At 62.5% G+C, this 19,659-nt stretch carries 11 protein-coding genes; 5 read left to right on the top strand and 6 right to left on the bottom strand.

Annotated features, from left to right (window positions below; translation table 11 throughout):
- Positions 1-127: 127 nt before the first annotated feature.
- Positions 128-1,090 (bottom strand): NAD(P)-dependent alcohol dehydrogenase, encoded by a 963-nt coding sequence (locus tag LJY25_RS12000; RefSeq protein ID WP_227608583.1) that lies wholly within the window; start codon positions 1,088-1,090, stop codon positions 128-130.
- 330 nt (positions 1,091-1,420) lie between these two features.
- On the opposite strand from LJY25_RS12000, the gene LJY25_RS11995 reads away from it, so the two are divergent.
- Positions 1,421-3,049, top strand: coding sequence for a 3-(methylthio)propionyl-CoA ligase (locus LJY25_RS11995; protein WP_227608582.1), 1,629 nt, complete (start codon positions 1,421-1,423; stop codon positions 3,047-3,049).
- Positions 3,050-3,115: 66 nt separating this feature from the next.
- On the opposite strand, the gene LJY25_RS11990 is transcribed toward LJY25_RS11995, so the two are convergent.
- Both LJY25_RS11990 and LJY25_RS11985 read right to left on the bottom strand, forming a co-directional pair.
- Positions 3,116-3,661: a DUF2059 domain-containing protein gene (locus LJY25_RS11990; RefSeq protein ID WP_227608581.1), complete on the bottom strand. Its 546-nt coding sequence runs from the start codon at positions 3,659-3,661 to the stop codon at positions 3,116-3,118.
- Between the two features lie 91 nt (positions 3,662-3,752).
- Entirely contained in the window at positions 3,753-4,922 is a 1,170-nt protein-coding gene (locus tag LJY25_RS11985; protein ID WP_227608580.1) for an acyltransferase family protein, read from the bottom strand.
- Positions 4,923-5,303: 381 nt separating this feature from the next.
- Here LJY25_RS11985 and LJY25_RS11980 point away from each other — a divergent pair, with 381 nt between their 5' ends.
- The 4 genes from LJY25_RS11980 (at position 5,304) to LJY25_RS11965 (ending at position 12,423) form a co-directional block, all read left to right on the top strand.
- Entirely contained in the window at positions 5,304-8,435 is a 3,132-nt protein-coding gene (locus tag LJY25_RS11980) for a SusC/RagA family TonB-linked outer membrane protein (RefSeq protein WP_227608579.1), read from the top strand.
- Between the two features lie 140 nt (positions 8,436-8,575).
- A complete protein-coding gene (locus LJY25_RS11975; protein WP_227608578.1) occupies positions 8,576-10,138 on the top strand; it encodes a SusD/RagB family nutrient-binding outer membrane lipoprotein in 1,563 nt (520 codons plus the stop codon).
- Between the two features lie 41 nt (positions 10,139-10,179).
- On the top strand, positions 10,180-11,436 hold the full coding sequence (locus LJY25_RS11970; protein ID WP_227608577.1) for a hypothetical protein: 1,257 nt from the start codon (positions 10,180-10,182) through the stop codon (positions 11,434-11,436).
- Between the two features lie 390 nt (positions 11,437-11,826).
- Complete coding sequence (locus LJY25_RS11965; protein WP_227608576.1) at positions 11,827-12,423, top strand: hypothetical protein; 597 nt, start codon at positions 11,827-11,829, stop codon at positions 12,421-12,423.
- A gap of 161 nt (positions 12,424-12,584) precedes the next feature.
- Here the strand turns inward: LJY25_RS11965 and LJY25_RS11960 are convergent, their stop codons facing one another.
- The 3 genes from LJY25_RS11960 to LJY25_RS11950 all read right to left on the bottom strand — a co-directional run bounded on the left by LJY25_RS11960 (position 12,585) and on the right by LJY25_RS11950 (position 19,609).
- Positions 12,585-14,261: a RagB/SusD family nutrient uptake outer membrane protein gene (locus LJY25_RS11960; protein ID WP_227608575.1), complete on the bottom strand. Its 1,677-nt coding sequence runs from the start codon at positions 14,259-14,261 to the stop codon at positions 12,585-12,587.
- A 19-nt stretch (positions 14,262-14,280) separates the two neighbouring features.
- Positions 14,281-17,322: a SusC/RagA family TonB-linked outer membrane protein gene (locus tag LJY25_RS11955; protein ID WP_227608574.1), complete on the bottom strand. Its 3,042-nt coding sequence runs from the start codon at positions 17,320-17,322 to the stop codon at positions 14,281-14,283.
- Between the two features lie 535 nt (positions 17,323-17,857).
- Complete coding sequence (locus tag LJY25_RS11950; RefSeq protein WP_227608573.1) at positions 17,858-19,609, bottom strand: glycoside hydrolase family 10 protein; 1,752 nt, start codon at positions 19,607-19,609, stop codon at positions 17,858-17,860.
- Positions 19,610-19,659 lie beyond the last annotated feature (50 nt).

Below are 19,659 nucleotides of genomic sequence, written 5' to 3'. Positions count from 1 at the left end.
GGGTCACGTTCCACTTCTTCTCCCCCCCTTCGCGCCCGGTCGCAGCAACTCCTTACAGATGAAAATAAATCCGCACCTGAACACCTAATACACTGACTCGCTTTTACTTATTGATTACTAAACAGGCTTAACTGAACGTAATAACGACGTTGCCGATTTTCTGCCTCGTTTCCACATACCGGTAGGCCTCCACAATCTGCTCCAGGGGGTAGCGCCGGTCAATCAGGGCGCGGTACTGCCGGGACTCGACCAGTTCCCGGAACAACACCACGTCGGCCTGGCTCATGGAGGGAATCGGGAACAGCACTTTCGGGCCGCGCGAGAATGGGGCATTCAGGGCGTAAAAGATGTTTTCAAACCTTTTGCCCAGCTCGGTGGAGATATAGATTCCCTGGGGGCCCAGCACTTTGCGGGCCTGCCCGAACGAGCTTTTGCCTACGGTATCAAACACGAAATCGTATGTCTGCCCGGCCTGGGTGTAGTCGGCCCGGGTGTAGTCGATAACTGTATGGGCACCCAGGGACTTAACCAGCTCAACGTTCCGGGTGTCGCACACCGCCGTAACCGAAGCGCCAAAGTGCCGGAGCAGCTGCACGGCGGCCGAGCCGATGGCCCCGGTAGCGCCGTACACGAGCACGTGCTGCCCGGCTTTCACCTTCGCCGCCCGGATGTCGCAGAGCGCATAGTGCCCGCCTTCGCACAGCGGCGCCGCCTGCTCATACGTCAGGCCCGCGGGCATCGTGCTGAGGCAGCCCTGCTCGGGCATCGTCAGGTACTCGGCATGGGCCCCAAACTGTTGGTCGTTGTAGCCGAATACCATGTCGCCCACGGCAAACTGGGTTACGCCGCCCCCTACCGCTTCCACCTGCCCGGCGAATTCGTTGCCGAGGATGTGGTTTTTCGGTTTGAAAAGCCCGCTGAACAGCCTGGAAGCAATGTACTCGGCGCTGCGGAAGGCGCAGTCGGTTCGGTTGACGGTGGCTGCGTACACCTTGATGAGCACCTCCTGCTCACCGGGCACCGGCTTCTGTACGTCCGCCAGCGTCACAACTTCCGGGGGGCCATACGAGGTATTTACGGCTGCTCTCATTGGGTTTGGTAATGGGTGAGTTGCTTTTTTTCAGTGCTTACCAGGTGCCGGCCGCAGCGTAAGCACTGGCAGCTCAGGTCCCCGGAGGAGGCCGGAAGATAGAGAAGCCTGCTTAAGTAGCGGCTTTAGAATATAGAATATATCGTTAGCAATGAATACGAGTCGATTTAGCGGCGGCTTTCCTGCCCGCAGCCGGGAGCGGCCGGCTAAACATTTATTCCGGATGCCGGCTGTTGGGGGCAAAGGCGGGGCGACCGGGTTGAGCTGGGAGCTTGGCCCGCAACGCCAAAACGCCTAGCTTTCTTTCGTCAAACCCACCAACTCCGCCCAATGCTAGGATTGATGATGAGCCAGCCCCTGCGCATTGCCGGGCTGATTGAGCACGCCGCCAAGTGGCACGGCGACACGGAAATCGTGACGCGGCTGACCGAGGGCGGCATCCACCGCTACACCTACGCCGACGCCCACCGGCGCAGCCAGCAGCTGGCCGGCGCCCTCACAGCCCTGGGCGTCAGCATGGGCGACCGGGTGGGCACCCTGGCCTGGAACAACCACCGCCACTTCGAGCTGTACTACGGCATCTCGGGAATGGGCGCGGTGTGCCACACCATCAACCCCCGCCTGTTTCCGGAGCAGCTGGTGTACATCATCAACCACGCCCAGGACCGCTATATCTTCTTTGACCTGACGTTTCTGCCTCTGGTGGAAAAGCTGGCTCCGGCTTGTCCGCACGTGCTGGGCTGGGTACTAATGAGCGACCAGGCCCACCTGCCCGCCGACACCAGCCTGCCCCTGCTGCTCTGCTACGAAGACCTGCTCAACGAGCAACCGGCCGGGTTCAACTGGCCGGTGTTCGACGAAAACACGGCCTCGTCGCTGTGCTACACCTCCGGCACCACCGACCAGCCCAAGGGCGTGCTGTACTCGCACCGCTCCACGTTGCTGCACTCCTACGCCGCCGGCCTGCCCGACTGCTTTAACTGCTCGGTCCGGGACGTGATTCTGCCGGTGGTGCCCATGTTCCACGTCAACGCCTGGGGCATTCCCTACCTGGCGCCCCTGATTGGCTGCAAGCTGGTGCTGCCCGGCCCGGGCCTCGACGCGGCCAGCCTGTTTGAGCTGTTCGAAGCCGAGGGCGTCACGTTCAGCGCGGGCGTGCCCACCATCTGGTTTGGGCTGCTCACGTTTATGCGGGAAAAGCAGGCCCGGTTCAGTACCCTGGGCAAGATGATTGTGGGCGGCTCGTCGTGTCCGCCGGCCTTGCTGAAGGCATTCGACGTGGAGCTGGGCGTTACCATCCGTCACGCCTGGGGCATGACCGAAACCAGCCCCCTGGGTACGGTCAACACCCTGAAGTCCCGGCAGCTCAGCCTCAGCCCCGACGAGCAGTTCGCCATCCAAACCAAGCAGGGGCGCGCCATTTTTGGCGTCGACATGAAGATTGTGGACGACAGCGGGGCCGAGCTGCCCCACAATGGCGTAGCGTTTGGCGACCTGCTGGTGCGCGGCCCCTTCATCGTGGCCGACTACTTCCGCAGCTCCTCTCCCGGGGAGCTGACCCAGGACGGCTGGTTTCGCACCGGCGACGTGGCCACCATCGACGCGGACGGCTTCCTGAACATTACCGACCGGTCGAAGGACGTGATTAAGTCGGGCGGGGAGTGGATTTCCAGCATCGACCTCGAAAACCTGGCCGTGGCCCATCCGGCCGTGGCCGAAGCCGCCGTTATCGGCGTACCCCACCCGAAGTGGGGCGAACGGCCTCTGCTGATCGTGGTTTGCAAGCCCGGGCAGGACGTGAGCCCGGAAGAGCTGCTGGCTTTTTTCGACGGCAAGGTGGCCTCCTGGTGGAAGCCCGACGCGGTGGAGTTCGTAAACCAGCTGCCCCACACGGCCACCGGCAAGCTGCTCAAAACCCGCCTGCGCCAGGATTTCGCCGGCTATACGCTTGCGGTCTAGGTTCTTCAACGGCACACAAAAAACCCGGCCAGTGAAAGGCCGGGGCTTTCTGGAGTCAGAGCAGGGCTATTGGCCGGCCGGGGCCCGGGACTTCATCTTTTCTTCCACCGTACGCTGCAGTTCGGGCATGTTCTCGCGCACCCGCCGCTGCCCGATTTCCATGCCGGACTGCATCAGCGAGCTTTGCTTGCTCACGTACTTCTGCCCGGTCGGCGACTTGTAAAACTTGACGAGGTCGCGCAGCTCCTTTTCCGTGAACTCCCGGGCGTAGAGCCGCACCATGTCTTCCCGCAGCGCATTCCAGCTCATGTACTTGTTCATGAAAGCGCGCATCTCCGGCTCCACTACTTCCAGGCCCGGACGCTGCTGAATCTGCATGGTCAGCATCTGGTTGATGCTTTCCGTGGTAAACTTCTCCATCTGCAGCACCTGCAGCAGCTCTTCGGAGGCTTTGCGCAGGCCGGGTGCCAAAGGCTCGGCCGGGGCGGTGGGACTTGAAGCGGGCGTAGCGGGGGCCGTCTGGGCCAGTACGGCCGGGGTGCTCAGCAGCAGGGCACCCAGCGCCACGCACAGGACCCGGCGGGAACCAGCCGATAAAATTGATTTTAGCATCGTCAGGAAATGAAGGCAAACCGGGGCGCTTGCCAGTGTATGCAGTACCGCCCGCGCTGTAGAATAGTTTTCCGGGTGGGGCTTTGCTTGTCTATACTTTAATGATGATACGCTGCCGGTACATCCACCACAGAATGCCGAGCCAGATCAGCACGACCGTCAGCGCCCCGGCCAGGGAGGCATTCACGGGGCTGAAATAAGGCACGAAGAACGTGTCGTACAGCCACACCCGCAGCCCGACCTCCTTGCCGTCGGCCCCGGCCACCTTGATCAGGTTGAGCATGCGCGGAATCAGTCCCGACAAAAAGAACACGGTAATGGCATTCACGCCGTACACCAGAAACGGCTTGGTCCAGCCCCGGTAGCCCTGCACGTCGCACAGCCAGTAGAGCGCCGCCAGCCCGGCCATGGCGATTCCGCCGGTGTACAGCACGTAGGAGCTGGTCCACAAGCTTTTGTTGATTGGAAACCAGCCGTTCCAGATCAGGCCCAGAAGCAGCACCCCGCCCCCGGCTACGAACAGCCAGGCCACTTTGTCGGCCGCCGGAACCGGCCGGCGCAGCCACTGACCTACCAGCAGGCCGGCCAGGCCGGTGCCAATGGCGGGCAGCGTACCCAGCAGTCCTTCCGGATCCCAGGTTTTGCTGAATTTCCAGAGGTGGGCCTCGCCCAGCACCAGCCGGTCAAGCCAGGCGCCGAGGTTGGTGGCGGGCTCCAGGTTGGCCGGGCCAAACCCGGGGACGGGCACCACCTGCAGCAGCACGTTGTAGCCCACCAGAATGCCCAGCAGCAGCCCGAGCTGGGTGCGCCAGCCGGTTTTCAGAAAGATCAGGCCGCAGGCCAGAAACACCAGGGCAATGCGGGCCAGCACCCCCAGGATGCGGACGGTGGCGAAGTCGAACTTAGGAAACAGCGCCGAAAACAAGCCCAGCCCGAACAGAATGGCGCTGCGCTTCAGGATGCGGCGTACCAGCGGGCCGTGCGGGCCCCGGCGGGCCGAGTCGAGGGCGTACACGATGGACACGCCGACGATAAACAGGAAAAACGGAAAAATCAGGTCGGTGGGCGTGCAGCCGTGCCACTTGGCGTGCTCCAGCGGGGCGTAGATGTGGCCCCAGTCGCCGGGATTATTCACCAGAATCATGGCCATGACGGTGATGCCCCGAAAAACATCAAGCGAAATCAGGCGGGCCGGCTGGGAGGCTTCGGCCAGGGGAAGCGCGCCCGTAGTTTCGCGGGCGGCCTGGGTAGTGCTTTGCATATCAGCATGTAAGTTACGGGCCGGCGAGTCGGGGCCGGGTGCCGGCGGTGGTCAGAGCAGGAGGCAGCCGGCGCTCAGGCGCATTTCGGGTTCCGCCGCCGCCGAAGAAAGTTGCTTGATTAGTTGGTACTCACTTCGGCCCTTTTTAGCTTTAAACACAATTTTAATCCTGGAAACAAGCGAAAAAAATCAGACTCCAACCGAAAGCGAGCTGCTTTTTTTCCCACGCCCCCGGTTTTAGCTGACTATTCCCGGACAAGTCTGTTTCCTTCCGCTCCATCACCAGCCTTCTTTTCTCAGTTTCTGAAACCGTTCCGTTCCTTCGACGGCCGCCGTTTTTCGCTTCCCACCTTCACTCATTTCCCACCTATCACCTTACCCATGAAAAAACTTCTATGGTTTTTCCTGACGCTGGGCGTGCTATTTGCGCCCGGCGCCTTTGCCCAAACCACCCGCACCATCACGGGCACCGTGCTGTCGGCGGACGACCGCAGCCCTTTGCCGGGGGCTAACGTACTGGTGAAGGGCACTACTACCGGCGCCCAGACCGGCCCCGACGGTCGCTTTTCCCTGCCCGGCGTGCCGGAGGGCGCTACCCTGGTCTTTAGCTTTATCGGCTACACCAGCATCGAGCGCACCGTAGGCGCCGACAACACCCTCGACGTAAGCCTGGGCGCCGACACCCGCAACCTGAAAGAGGTAGTGGTAACGGCCTACAACATTGCCCAGGACCGGCGCGAAATCGTGACCTCGGTGCAGGAAGTGAAAGCCAAGGACATCATCGACTCCCGCCAGACCAACGTGGTCAATGCCTTGCAGGGCAAAGTGGCCGGCGTCAACATCACCTCCTCCGGCGGTGGACCCGGCGAAGGCGCGGCCATCGTTATCCGGGGCGGCACCTCGCTCGACGGCAACAACCAGCCTCTGTTCGTGATTGACGGCATGATCATGGACAACAATTCGTTTCAGGAAAGCACCGCTCCCGGCGGGGGCTCGGCTTTCAACGGCCTGCTCGGCCGCTCGGTGGGCGCCGCCAACCGGGCCGGCGACATCAACCCCGAAGACATTGCCAGCATCACGGTGCTGAAAGGCCCGGCCGCCGCGGCCCTTTACGGTCTGAACGCCGCCAACGGCGCCGTCATCATCACCACCAAGAAAGGCCAGGCGGGCCGCACCACGCTTAACTACCGGACGCAGTTTTCGGTGGACCGCGTAAACCGCCTGCCCAAATTGCAGGACCAGTACCAGCAGGGTACGGCCGGCCTCTACGACCCCACCGTGCGGGGCTCCTGGGGACCCCGGTTTGCTCCCGGCCAGGAAGTGTACGACAACCTGGGCAACTTCTTCCGCACCGGCAAAAGCTTCCAGAACTTCCTGAACATGTCGGGTGGCTCGGAAAAGGCCACGTTTACGTTCTCGGCCTCGAACCTGCAGCAGAGTGGCATTGTGCCCAACAGCAAGTACGACAAGAGCACGGTGCGCCTAAGCGGTACCGCCCAGATTTCGCCCAAGTTCACCGCGGCCGCCTCGGCCCAGTACCTGACGTCGGGCGGCACCCGCCCCCTGCAGGGCCCGGGCCTGTTTGGCAGCACCGGCGGCTTCTTTATGAGCATGCTCAACTGGCCCCGCAACGATGACGCCCGCAACTACCTGAACCCCGACGGTACCCGCCGCCGCCTGCTGGCGCCCGGCAACGGCACCGATACCGATGCCGACAACCCTTACTGGACGGCCGAGTTCAACCCCCAGACCGACCGCACGAACCGCTTTATCGGCAACACCCAGCTGAGCTTTAAGGTGGCCGACTGGTTTACGCTGAGCCACAACATCGGCACTGACTTCTACACTTCCCGGGCCCAGTCGGTGCGGGCAGTCGGCACGTCGCAGATCAACAACCAGAACGGCGGCATTGCCCAGACCGTGGACCAGACCCGCCTGCTGACGGCCACCACCCTGGCCTCCTTTAACCGCCGCATCAACGAAAACTTCGGCGGCACGCTCGTGCTGGGCAACACCATTGAGCAAAGCCAGGCCAACATCGTGGACTACATCGGCCTGATCTTCCAGAACCCGCAGTTTGCCAGCATCAACAACACGGTAAACCGCAACGCGCTGGAGCGCAATGCCAAGCGCCGCCTGATCGGCTTCTTCGGCCGTCTGTCGGTGAATGCCTTCGATCAGGTATTCCTGGAGCTGCAGGCCCGGCAGGACCACTCCTCTACCCTGCCCCGCCCCGATCTGAACAAGAACTTCGGCAAGCCCTTCGAGTACGGCTCCATCGGTCTGGGCTACGAGTTTACCAAAACCCTGGGCCTGGAGCAGAACAACATCCTGAACTACGGCAAGATCCGGGCGTCGGTCGCCAACGTGGGCCGCGACACCGGCCCGTACCGCGTCGACTCGCCCCTGGCGGCTCAGACCTACATCGGCGGCGGCTTCCGCAACGGCTTCTTTGGCTCGAACCGCCTGCTCAAGCCTGAGCGCACCACCACCAAGGAAGCGGGCATCAACCTGCAGTTCTTCAAGAACCGCCTGGGCCTCGACTTCAACTACTACTACTCCGAAACCCGGGACCAGCTCATTGCCCCGCGCGTAAGCCAGGCCACGGGCTTTATTCTGCAGTACATCAACGGCGGCACGGTAACCAACGAAGGTCAGGAGATTTCGCTGAACGGTACGCCGATCAAGGACGCGGGCGGCTTTACCTGGGACATCAGCGCCAACTTCTACCACAACACCAACCGCACCAAGGAGCTGCCGTCGGTGCTGACGGTGGTGTACCAGTCGGATGCCTTTATCACCGACGTGCACCAGGGCGGCGCCTTCCCCGGCCAGCCGATTACGGGCGTGGCCGCCACCGACTTCGTGCGCGTAACCGACCCCAACAGCCCCGACTTCGGCAAGATCCTGATTGGTGCCAGCGGCTACCCCAGCGTGAGCAGCACCTTTGTGTACGCCGGCAACCGGGCTCCCCGCTTCACAACCCAGGTCACCAACACGTTCTCCTACAAGGGGCTGTCGCTGACGTCCCTGCTCGACTTCCGCAAGGGCGGCGTCGTGGTGAACGGCAACGACTGGTACTCGACGGCTACCGGCCTAAGCGAGCGGACCACCGACCGGTACAAGCAGGTGGTCTTCGACGGCGTGGTTCGTCAGAGCGACGGCAGCTATGCTCCCAACACCCGCTCGGTGGAGCTGACGCAGGCCTACTACCAGTCCATCCTGGGCCGGATAGGTACGGCCTTCGTGGAGGACGCTTCCTGGACCCGCCTGCGGTACGTGACGCTGAGCTACGCCCTGCCCGCCTCACTGCTTGACAACACCAAGTTCCTGAAGGGCGTGGAGCTGAGCGTGACCGGCCGCAACCTGATGCTGCTGACCAGCTACAGCGGCGCCGACCCCGAAACGGCAGCGGCCGGCGCCGGTGTGCGCGGCGGCGGCGCGAACGGTTTCGACTTCGGCAACGTTCCGGCCACGCGTGGTGTGGACATGGGCCTGCGCGTCACTTTCTAGATGGTGGCTGATTGGTAATTGCTGCTTGTTGATTGTTAAAAGCTGATGCTTATGGCCCGAGTGACCGGCCATCATCTGCCAACAATCAACTACTGACAATCTACCATCAACTACCCCAACTATCAACAAGACTTTCTCCGATGAAAAAATACCTTCTCCTCCTCGGCCTGGCTATCGGCGGAACTGCGCTCACCTCGTGTGAGAAGTTTCTCGACGTCAACACCGACCCGAATAACCCGACCGTTGCCACGCCGAACTTCCTGCTGCCGGGCATCATCAGCAACGGCATCCAGACCCAGATGTTCTCGGCCCTGCGTACGCCTTACTTCTCTCAGTACCTGGTCAGCCGTACCCGCAACAGCCTCGGCAACGACCAGTACTACCTGACCACGGCGCAGAGCACCAACACCTTCAACTACTCCTACTTCTACTCCGGCGGCAACATTCCGCTGATGCAGGCGCAGGCGCAGAAGGAAGGCTCGCCCTACTACGTGGGCGCCGGCAAGATCATGCAGGCCATGATCCTGGCTCACCTCACCGACATGCTCGGCGACGTACCCTACTCCGAAGCGTACCAGGGCGGGGCCAACTACACGCCCAAGTACGACCCCCAGGAGCAGCTGTACAGCAACATCTACCAGCTGCTCGACGAGGGCGCTGCGGAAATGGCCAAGCCTGCTTCCGAAAACCTGCGTCCCCTGTACACCACCGTGCCCAGCATCAGCGGCGACATTCTTTACCAGGGCAACACCACGAAGTGGATTAAGCTGGCCCGGGCCCTGAAAGCCCGTCAGCTCAACCACCTCACCAAGAAGAGCTCCTACGACCCCAACGCTATCCTGGCTTTGTGCGACCAGGGCTTCACGTCTTCCGCTGATGATGCCCAGCTGCAGTACCAGGTGGCCGTAGCTCCGCTGACGGGCACGACCAATATCTTTGGTACCACGCGCGCCAACTTCGGCACGGCTACCTTCTCGGCCAACTTCATCAAGTACCTGAACGGCACTACCTACTCTGGCGTGATTGACCCCCGCTTCGGCATCATGGCGCCTACCACCAGCACCGGCGCTGACCCTGGCAACGGTATAACCGGCAACCTGGCTCCGGGCAGCACCCTGACTGACTTCTACGCCAGCTGGTACGCCCGCGACCTGGGCTACTTTGAGGTGATTACCTACCACGAGCAGAAGTTTATCGAGGCGGAGGCCGCTTTCCGGGCCGGCAACAAGACGCGCGCCCTGGCCGCGTACCGCGAAGGTATCCGGGCCCACATGCGTAAGATTGGCGTGGGCGGAACTGCCACGCAGTCTACCATTACCGTTACCTACCCCGTCATCACCGAGGCGCAGATTACGGCGTATCTGAGCAGCGCAGCCGTGGCCCAGACCGAGGCGGCGCTGACCCTGCGCAACATCATGGAGCAGAAGTACATTGCCCTGTTCCTGAACCCGGAGTCGTGGACGGACGTGCGCCGCTACGACTACAGCAACTCGATCTACGTGAACTTCGCCTACCCCGCCAACTCGGTGAACACGCAGATTTCGACCCAGACGGACCCGACCCGCCGCTTCCCGCGCCGGATGCTGCCCGGGGCCACCGAAGTGCTGTACAACCCGAACGCCATTCTGAAGGCTTATAGCGACGTGGGTGCCATTTCCGAAGGCGACTACATCACGGCTCCCATGTGGTTTGACCGTCCCTAATGGCTTCGGTTTCTAAACTCTCTGGCTTTCATCTTCCTCATATGAAACGATTTACCTCCTGGGGGCTGGCCGCGGCGCTGCCCCTGCTGGCCCTGCTCACCATGGGCTGCGAAAAAGAAGTGGACGACTACTTCACCCTCCAGGGTGAGCCGGGACAGGCCATTCTGGGCCTGCCCAACGCCGCCCTGGCGACGAAGTATGCCCCCGGCGAAACCATCCCAATACTGGTCGCCTACGCCGAAGCCGAGCAGCTGCGCGACGTTACCGTGTTTCAGGCTACCAAGCAGGACTCTTCGGTGACCGGCACCTTCCCGGCGGCCGGCGCCTACAACACCACCTACCGGCAGCAGGTGATGCAGGTGCCGTACACGGTGCCTACCACCGCGGCGTATCCCAACGGCACCCTGGTACGGGTCGACGTGACGCTGAACTTCCAGAACGGCAGCTCCCGGACGCGGCGTTTCAGCTACTCGGTTGCCAATGCTCCTACGCTGAAGTTCGGCACCACCCCCGCCACGTACCGCAACGGCCTCTCGGCCACGGCCCAGATGGCAGGTGACCTGATCGGCTACTCCATCATTCTGAACGAGAACGGGGTTTCCACCTTCCCGCCACCTACCGCTACGCCCACGTTCCAGCTGTTTAAGGCCGTGGACAGCCTGACGTATTTCTCCCGGGTTGGTACCGCCAACCCGGTGCGCATCGGCTCAGTCCGCAACCCGACTGCCGGAGCCACGAATGCCCGCACCATCGACCTGCGCATTCCGACCACGGCTACGGTAGGCCAGCAGGTGACTTTCCTGTTTACCGCCTACGCCCAGGCCCAGTCTACCACGCTGACCACGGCCCCGATAACGGTAGCCAACGCCACGCCGTTCTCGACCACCACCCGCTCGGGCCGCATCACCTTCGGCCCCGGCTCCACGCCGGACTCCACCGCGTTTAACCTGAGAACCGGCCTTAACGAGCCGGCGGCCAATGCCGTGACGGCCAAGGACCTGCTGTTCGCCGGCGTTTCGGGTAGCACGGTGAGCATCACGGCCCCCAACACAACGCGCTTCTACAAAATCCCGGGCGGCAACCTGGCTACCTTTACGGGAGCTACGGCTAACAGCATTGGTCTGCTGCTGTTTCAGAACACAACCACCGCTGACCTGGGCACGGCCGTTGCCGTAGGCGACGTGTACGCGGTACGTGTACGGGGAACGGCCGAGGTAATGGTGCTGCGCATTACCGGCATCAAGCCGAGCACCGCCGGTTCCATTGCCCGCGTCAAGTTCGACTACCGCACGCTGTAGATCAACTTTGGGCTGACGGCTGGCAGCCGTTGGCCGGGTTTGCCTATTAACGTCAGAAAGCCCTTCCCACGGTGTGGGAAGGGCTTTTTTTTGTTTTCGACCCTCTGGCCGGCCGGAAGATGTCGGCTGGCCGGCCAAGGGCCAAAATCTTGTTACTCCCGCCGCGCCACGTTTTGCAGCGAAATCCGGTTGCCCGCCGGCGCATCTTCAATCATCTGATTCACTGTCTCTTGCCAGTTTTACAAGCATCACAGAACCGGACAGGAGCCCGCGCCCTGCCGGGAGCCCGGCCCTTCGGCCAACCCCGACAGTAACAACACCCCCATTTTCAGCCGCGTATCAGCAGCATCTTACCGGTTCCTTTCATTCACCCTTAACCACACCAGGATCATGAAAAGACTAGCCATCCTCCCCGCCTTTCTGCTGCTGCTTGCCGGCACCTCCAGCTGTGATAAAAACCAGGTTGAACCCGCCTCGTCTGAAATTACGGCCACCGACGGCAGCCTCAACTCCCTGACCCAGGGCAAGACCGTCACCTCGGGCGTAACGGGCACCTACCCGTTCACCTACACCGACAATACCGGCATCGTTCGCACCGAGTACCGTCCGTTGCTGAACGGCAGCCTGAACATCACGGCCTATGAGGTCGTCAATGGCACCATCATGGCCGTGGGCACCCTGAACGGCAGCACGGCCGACTTTGGTGCCGGCACCCTTCCGGTCCGGATTCCGCTGTCGCTGTCGCAGATTTCCAGCAGCTGCTCGGGCCTGCAGATCAACTATGGCCCGATGCAGTTTAACCTGAACGGCGCGGTTATTTCCACGACCACCAACCCGCTGCTGAGCGTTTCGCCCGCTCAGTCGAACAAGAACCTGCTGGGCAACCTGCTTTGCTCCCTGGGTAAAATCCTGGGCAACCCCTCCCCGTCCGATACCGGCGGCGTAGTTGCTCACCTGAACAAAATCATCAGCGTCATCGGCTCGTAGCTGGCCGGTGGGCTTATTGCAAAAGGAGGTGCCCTGACCGGCACCTCCTTTTTTGTTTTCACGGCCTGTCATCTGCTTTCTAACCCGTCAGACGCGAAAAAACCCTCCGGAAATATTCCAGAGGGTTTTTCTCTTCACACTTCACTTATTACACTTGCTTTCTACCGGTACTCCGGGTTCTGCTTGAACTCGTCCTTGTTGGTGATGGCGTCGAGCTGACGCTGGGGAATGGGGCGCACCATATGAAAGGGCTGGATGCTGGCCCCGGCTTCGGGGTTGTGGGCCCGCACCCGGCTCACCAGCTTGCCGGTCCGCTTCAGGTCAAACCAGCGCAGCTGCTCCCCGGCCAGCTCCCGGGCACGCTCGTCGAGGATAAAGTCGATGGACAGGTCGGCAGCGGAAATCTGCATGGCGGCCTGCTGACCGGGCTTGGCGGCGCGGCGGCGCACGGTGTTGATGTGGGTAACGGCGGCCCCCACGTTGCCCAGCTTGAACTGCGCCTCAGCAGCCACCAGCAGCACATCGGCCAGGCGAATCACGTAGGCGTCGCGGGAGCTCTGCGCTTCGTTCAGGGTAGGGCGGGTAACGTCTTCAAACTTCTTCAGCGTCACGTAGTGCAGCCGGTCGCTGGCGGCCCGCCCGGCGGCATTATACACCCGGTTTACATCCCAGATGGTGTACTTCTTGGTGGCGGCCACGGCGGCCGGAATGGCTTTCTTGGTGGCCAGGATGGCGGTGTCGCCCACGGCAAGGCGGCCGGCTACGGCTACGTTGGCGTACCACACGCTCTTAAAAGAGGCGTCGTAGCGGGCATCCTTGGTTTCGTCGAACAGGTTCAGCAGAAAGCGGCTGGGCATAAAGCGGTTAAACGGACGACCATTGGCGACGTCGCGCACCATGCCCGGCTGGTCGTCGTACTTCATCAGGAAGTGGAGATGGCCGTTGTGGCTGCCCCGGGGGTGGCCGCCGGGGTACAGCGTGGCATCCGCCAGGTCGTTCATGCTCAAGTCCTTGGAGTAGTTGATGGCCCAGACGATTTCTTTGTTCTGCAGGTTCGTCATGTTCCACAGATCGGCGTAGGTAGGCTGCAGGCTCAGGCCATAGGCCGTCACGACCCGTTCGGCTAAGGTGGCGGCCTGCTGGTTGTGGAGCTGGGCGTCGGGCATGCCGGCTTCGCCCCGGGTCAGGTGCATCTTGGCGAGGAAGGCCTCGGCGGCGGGCTTGGTGGCCCGGCCGTAATCCGACGTCGTGGCGGGCAGGCTGGCCACGGCGAAGTCGAGGTCCTGGAAAATCTGGGTGTAGAACGCTTCGACCGGGGTGCGGTTGGCCGTCGTCTGCACCGACGTGGTGGGCGACGTGGTGAAGTGCACCCCGCCCCACTGCTCCACGATGTGCCAGTAGTAAAACGCCCGCAGGAACCGCAGCTCCCCTTCGCGCACCTTCTTCTGGCTGTCGGTCAGGCCCGACTTGCTCACGTATTCGATACCGGCGTTGCACACGTTCACGGCGGCGTAGAGCTGGCCCCACAGCTCGGTGCTGGCCCTCGACGACGACTGCAGCGTAGTGTACTCGGTCAGGTCGGGGTTTACGTCGCCGGCCCCGCGCAGCCAGAGGTCCGTGCCCATTTCCGACATGCTGTAGCCGTCTTCCTTGCCGTACCACCAGCGGGCGTACGAATAGGCGCCGTTCACCAGGGTTTCAAACCCGGCCGGGGTGGTGTACACGCTGTCGGCGGTCAGGCCGGAGGGGTTGTATTCTTCGAGGGCCTTTTCGCAGCCCGGCAAAGCCAGCATCAGCAGACCCGCCATCAGGTAGGGACGAACGTGGAGGAGTTTCATATTCAGGAAGGGCTGACGATTAGAAGGAAAGGTTGACGCCGACTAGCACCAGGCGGGGAATGGGGTTCGACAAGGGCGACAGGCCCACGGCCAGGCCGGCCGAGGAGGTGCTCGACGTGAATACCTGCTCGGGCGCCGAGGTAGCGGCCGAAGCAGCCCGCTCAGGGTCGTAGTCGGGAATGTTGCTCACGACCCACAGGTTCTTGCCCTGCACGTACACCCGGGCCGACGACACGCCGATTTTCTCCAGCACGCCGGCCGGCACCGAGTAGCCCAGCGTCACGGCCCGCAGCTTCAGGTACGACCCGTCGCGGTACGCCAGGGTGTTGCCGTAGAGGCTGTTTTGCAAGGTGCTTTTCGACAAGCTGGCATCGGGGCGGGGAAAGCTGTTGGTGGGGTTTTCGGGGGTCCAGTAGTCCTGCTTCGAGGAGTTTTCCACGCCCTGCGGGTCCCAGAGCTGGTCGTACTCGTAGCGGATGAGCTGGCCGTAGCGGGCAAACCACTGCATCGACAGATCAAAGCCCTTCCAGCTCACGTCGGAGTTAAGGCTGGCGCTCCACTTGGGCAAAGCCGAACCCAGCACCTTGCGGTCGGCGGCGGCCGTAATCAGCCCGTCGCCGTTCTGGTCCTTCACCTTGATCTGCCCGGGCTTCTGCCCAAACGAGCGCGCCTCATCGGCCTCGTTCAGCTGCCAGATGCCGATTTTCTCGTAGTCGTAGAACACGCGGGTGGGGTAGCCCACAAACCAGCCGTTGGCGATGTCGTCGGCGGCGGTGGCGAGCTGCTGGATTTCCTCCTGGTTTTTAAACCAGGTCGCGCCCAGGTTCCACTTCACGTGCTCGTTGTCGATAACCCGTCCGTTGAGGCCCAGCTCAATGCCGCGGTTGCGGGTGCGGCCCACGTTCTGGGTAATCACGCCCACGCCCGAGGTGGCGGGCAGAAACCGGTCGATGAGCAGGTCCCGGGTCAGCGTCTCGTACACGTCCACCGAGCCGGTGAGGCGGTTGCCGAGCAGGCCGAAATCCAGGCCCACGTTCTTGGTGGTCGACTTTTCCCAGGTCAGGTCGAGGTTGCCGATGCGGGAAGCAAACACGTAGGCCGGGGCCGAGTTGTCGCCAAAGGCAAAGGGAATCCGGGTTAGCAGGGACTGGGACGAATAGGCGGGCACGTCGTAGTTGCCGGCCAGGCCGTAGGACGCGCGCAGCTTCAGGTCCGACACGATGTCCTGGCCCTGCAGGAAGCTTTCATCGATGATGCGCCAGGCCACGGCGGCCGAGGGGAAGAAGGCGCCCTTGTGGCCGGCAGCCAGCTTCGAGGAGTAGTCCTGCCGGCCGGTAAGCGTGAGCAGGTAGCGGCTCTTGTAGCCGTACTGCACCCGGCCCGTAAACGAAATCAGCTTGCTGTTGACATAGGCGCTGTTGATGCCCATCTGCTGGTTGGCGTTGGCCAGGGCGTAGTAGAGCTGGTAGCCCAGCAGTTGGTTGCGGCCCTGTGCCGTTTGCAGCTCGGTATTAAAGGTGAGCAGCGACGAGACGGCGGTGGCACTGATGGAATGGTCGCCGAAGGTCTTGCTGTAGTTCAGGATGTTTTCCCAGCTCCAGTTGGTGGTGAAGTCGACGCCGTAGAACGACTGGGGCGTGGAGCCGGCCATGTCGATGGTGTTGGAGCCGCGGTAGATGCCGGTGCGGGCGTTGGCCAGCGTCAGGCCCAGGTTCGAGCGGAGGCTCAGGCCCGTGGCAATCTGGTACTGGGCAAACGCCGTCAGGAAGGTGCGGGTGGTGCGCACGTTATTTTCGTAGTTGCCGGGCTGCTCGTCGGCCAGGGGGTTGATGTCGCGGCCGTTCTGCAGGATGTTCTGAAACACGCCGTTGCCGTCGGTGGGCGTGGTGAGCGGGTCAATCTTGTTGGCCAGGTTGAGCGGGTCGCGGCGCACGTTCTGGTTGTAGTAGGTGAGCTGGCTTTGCAAACCCACCTTTACCTTGCTGCTCACGGCGTGCTCCAGGTTGAAGCGGGTGGTGTAGCGGCGCAGCTGGTCGAGGCGGAACACGCCCTTCTCGTTGAAGTAGTCGAAGGAGAGGTAGAACTTGGTATTCTCACCCCCGCCCCCGATGCCGACCTGGTGGTTTTGCTGCACGCCTTTACGCAACAGCAGGCCGGACCAGTCGGTCCAGGCGCCGCTGGCCAGGGCTTCGCGCTGGTAGGCGGCCCCGAAGATCTTGGGGTCATCGGCTGGGCTGGTCCACAACCCCGTGGTGCGGTTGGCTTCGCGCTTCTGGGCAATGTACTCGGGGCCGGTCAGCACGGCCGGGTAGCTAACCACTTCGCTTTGGCCGATGTAGGAGTTCAGCGAAACGGTGGTCTTGCCGGACGCGCCCTTCTTGGTGGTCACGATAATAACCCCGTTGGCGCCCCGGGCCCCGTACACGGCCGTGGAGGCGGCATCCTTCAGCACTTCCATGCTTTGGATGTCGTTGGGGTTGATGTCCTGAATCGAGTTGTACTGCACCCCGTCCACGATGAACAGCGGGCCGTTGTTGGCGCTCAACGAGCGGTTGCCGCGCACGGTGATGTTCACGCCCGAGCCGGCCGCCCCGCTGGAGCGGGTGATGTCGACGCCGGGCAAGCGGCCCTGCAGGGACTCCATCACGTTCGAGGTCGGCACCTTCTTCAGGTCTTCGGCCTTCACCGAGACAATGGCCCCGGTCACGTCGCTCTTTTTCACCTCGCCGTAGCCAATCACCACGACCTCGTCGAGGGCTTTCTGGTCGGCTTTCAGGCGCACTTTCACGGTGGCATTCTCTCCCACCGGCAGCGTCACGGGCAGGTAGCCCACGTAGCTGAACACGAGCGTGGCCGCGCCGGCGGGCACGTCCAGCGTGAAGTGCCCGTCCCCGTCGGTGCTGGCCCCGGTGGTGGTGTTCTTGACCACAACCGTGACGCCGGGCAGGCCCTGGCCATTGGCGTCGTCGAGCACCTGGCCGGTCAGGCGCCGGGCCTGCTGGGCCCGGGCGTGCCCGGCAAGGCTGAGCACAAGTACAATCAGGAGTAACCAGTTTTTCATGAGCTAACCGTATAGTGAGAATTTGATTTGCCACAGGATAGCCGGTTATGTACCCGGCTTATCCCGCATCAGTAAGGTTGAGGTATTCAGATATAAACGGCAGGATAAGAGCAGATAATTTTATGCAAACGATGTCGGGAACGTTGCCGGAAGATCCGTCAGTTTTCGGAATGAGTGACGACTCACTATTCATGTAGGAACTGCAAATCGGGAGCCTCGCCTACAGCCCAAGAGAGTTTGTATCGGACAATTGAATTATACCAGTTCTTCCACTGCATGCTGGCAGACGGTGAACCGGCAAGAATAGCACAAGAAAACCCCTTGCCGGGGTGGCAAGGGGTAGTGTCAGCAGGTTGAGCAGGTTGGCGCCCGGATTTTAGATGCCGGGACGGTTGTCCGGCCCTTATCCTAAAAGGCGGTCATGTTGAGTCTGTCGAAGCATGACGCTCTTCTCCCAACAACGTCAGCACGCGAGATGCTTCGGCTGCGCCTCTGCATGACCGCCTTTTGGGTAAAGCTTAAACCGGCCCCTACTCTACTTCCGGCCGAACAGGCGGGCGAAGAAGCCGCGCTTCTTCTTGACTTTCACCTTGGTCTTGGTAACGGTGTCGCCCTCGGTGCGCACGGCGGTGGTTTTGGCTTTCACGACCTGCTTGGGCGCGGCGGCTACCGGCGGGCTGGGTACCGCCACCGGGGCGGCCGCCTTGGCGGCCAGGGCCGCAGCATTCACCCGGGCATCGGTGCTGAGGCGGATGGGCGAGCTTTCGTTGTGGAGCCGGTCCACGGCCGTCACGTAGTAGGCGTACTCGGTACCGGCCCGGGCGGTGGTATCCTGAAAGCCGGGAATGGCGGTGCCGCGCTGCTGAACCAGACCTACGATAAAGCGCGGGTCGGCGGGGGAAGGCTGGTCGTCGGGGCCGAAGCGGTACACCACGTAGTAGCGGGCCTCGTCACCGTCGGGAGCCGCGGGGCCGGGCTGCCACTGCAAAGCCACAGCTTGTTCGGTGCGGTTCAAGGTCAGGTTCTGGGCCGGGCGGGGCGGCTGCTGGTCAAGCCAGGGCATGGTCGGAATCAGGGCCGGGTAGCGGAACATGTTCAGCCGTAGCGAGTCGGAGGTGTGCAGGGGGTTGCGCATCAGCGACTTGGAGCTGAAGAACACGGCCCCGCTTACCTCGTTGGGGTACGAGCGGTTCAGGCGAATCTGGCGCATCAGCTCCCGCGGGTTGCGCCAGGTGGTGTCGGAGCGGGTGTTTTCGAGCATCCGGTAGGCGCCCTGCCCGGCGTAGAGGTGGCGCCCGAACCGGTTGCGCGTCCACCACTCCAGCAGCACGGCGTAGGGCACGAGCTTGAAGTTGGTACTCCAGTAGAGCTGGGGCAGGATGTAGTCAATCCAGCCTTTCTGCAGCCACAGGCGGGTGTCGGCATAGAGGTTGGAGTAGGTGGGCTGCCCGGCCCGGGTGTCCGACCCGTCGGGGTGGGCCGACTTGTTCATCCACACCCCGAACGGACTGATGCCGAACTTCACCCAGCGCTTGGTATTCTGAATCGAGTCGTGTAGGTTCTCGATAAACACGTTCACGTTATGCCGCCGCCAGTCGGCCAGGTTGGTGTAGCCGTCGTTGAACTCCTGAAACGCCTGCTCGTCGTGCAGCTTCTGATTGGGCTCGGGGTACGGGTAAAAGTAGTCGTCGAAGTGGACGCCGTCGATGTCGTAGCGCCGCACCACGTCCATTACCACCTGGGTGATGTAGCTGCGCACCTCGGGGATACCGGGGTTGAACAGCAGCTTGCCGGAGTAGCGCAGAAACCACTCGGGGTGCTTGCGGAACGGGTGGGTGGGCGCGAGGCGGCGCGTCACGGAGTCCATGCTGGCCCGGTAGGGGTTAAACCAGGCGTGAAACTCCATGCCCCGGGCGTGGGCCTCGTCAATCATGAACACCAGCGGGTCGTAGTATGGGCTGGGGGCCTTGCCCTGGGTGCCGGTCAGCCACTTGCTCCAGGGCTCCAGGTCGCTCTGGTAGAAAGCGTCGGCGGCGGGCCGCACCTGCACGAACACCGCGTTGATGCCGTTGCGCTGCTGCACGTCAAGCATCCGGCGGTACTCCCGGCGCTGCTGCTCGGGCGTGAGCGTGCGGGAGCTGGGCCAGTCGATGTTTTCCACGGTGGCAATCCAGACCCCGCGCAGTTCCCGCTTGGGCGGCACGTCCTGGGCCCGGGCGGCGGAGCCGGTAAGCAATACAAGCAGCAGGAAAAGAGCAGGCAGAGAAGCGGGCAGGAAACGGGGCATCAGCACAGGCGGGTGGAACAGGCCGCAAATTACGCCATAACCCGGCAGCG

Origin of the sequence: Hymenobacter translucens (assembly GCF_020685205.1) — a bacterium.
Lineage (GTDB): Bacteria > Bacteroidota > Bacteroidia > Cytophagales > Hymenobacteraceae > Hymenobacter > Hymenobacter translucens.
This window is presented reverse-complemented; position numbering and strand designations above follow the sequence as displayed.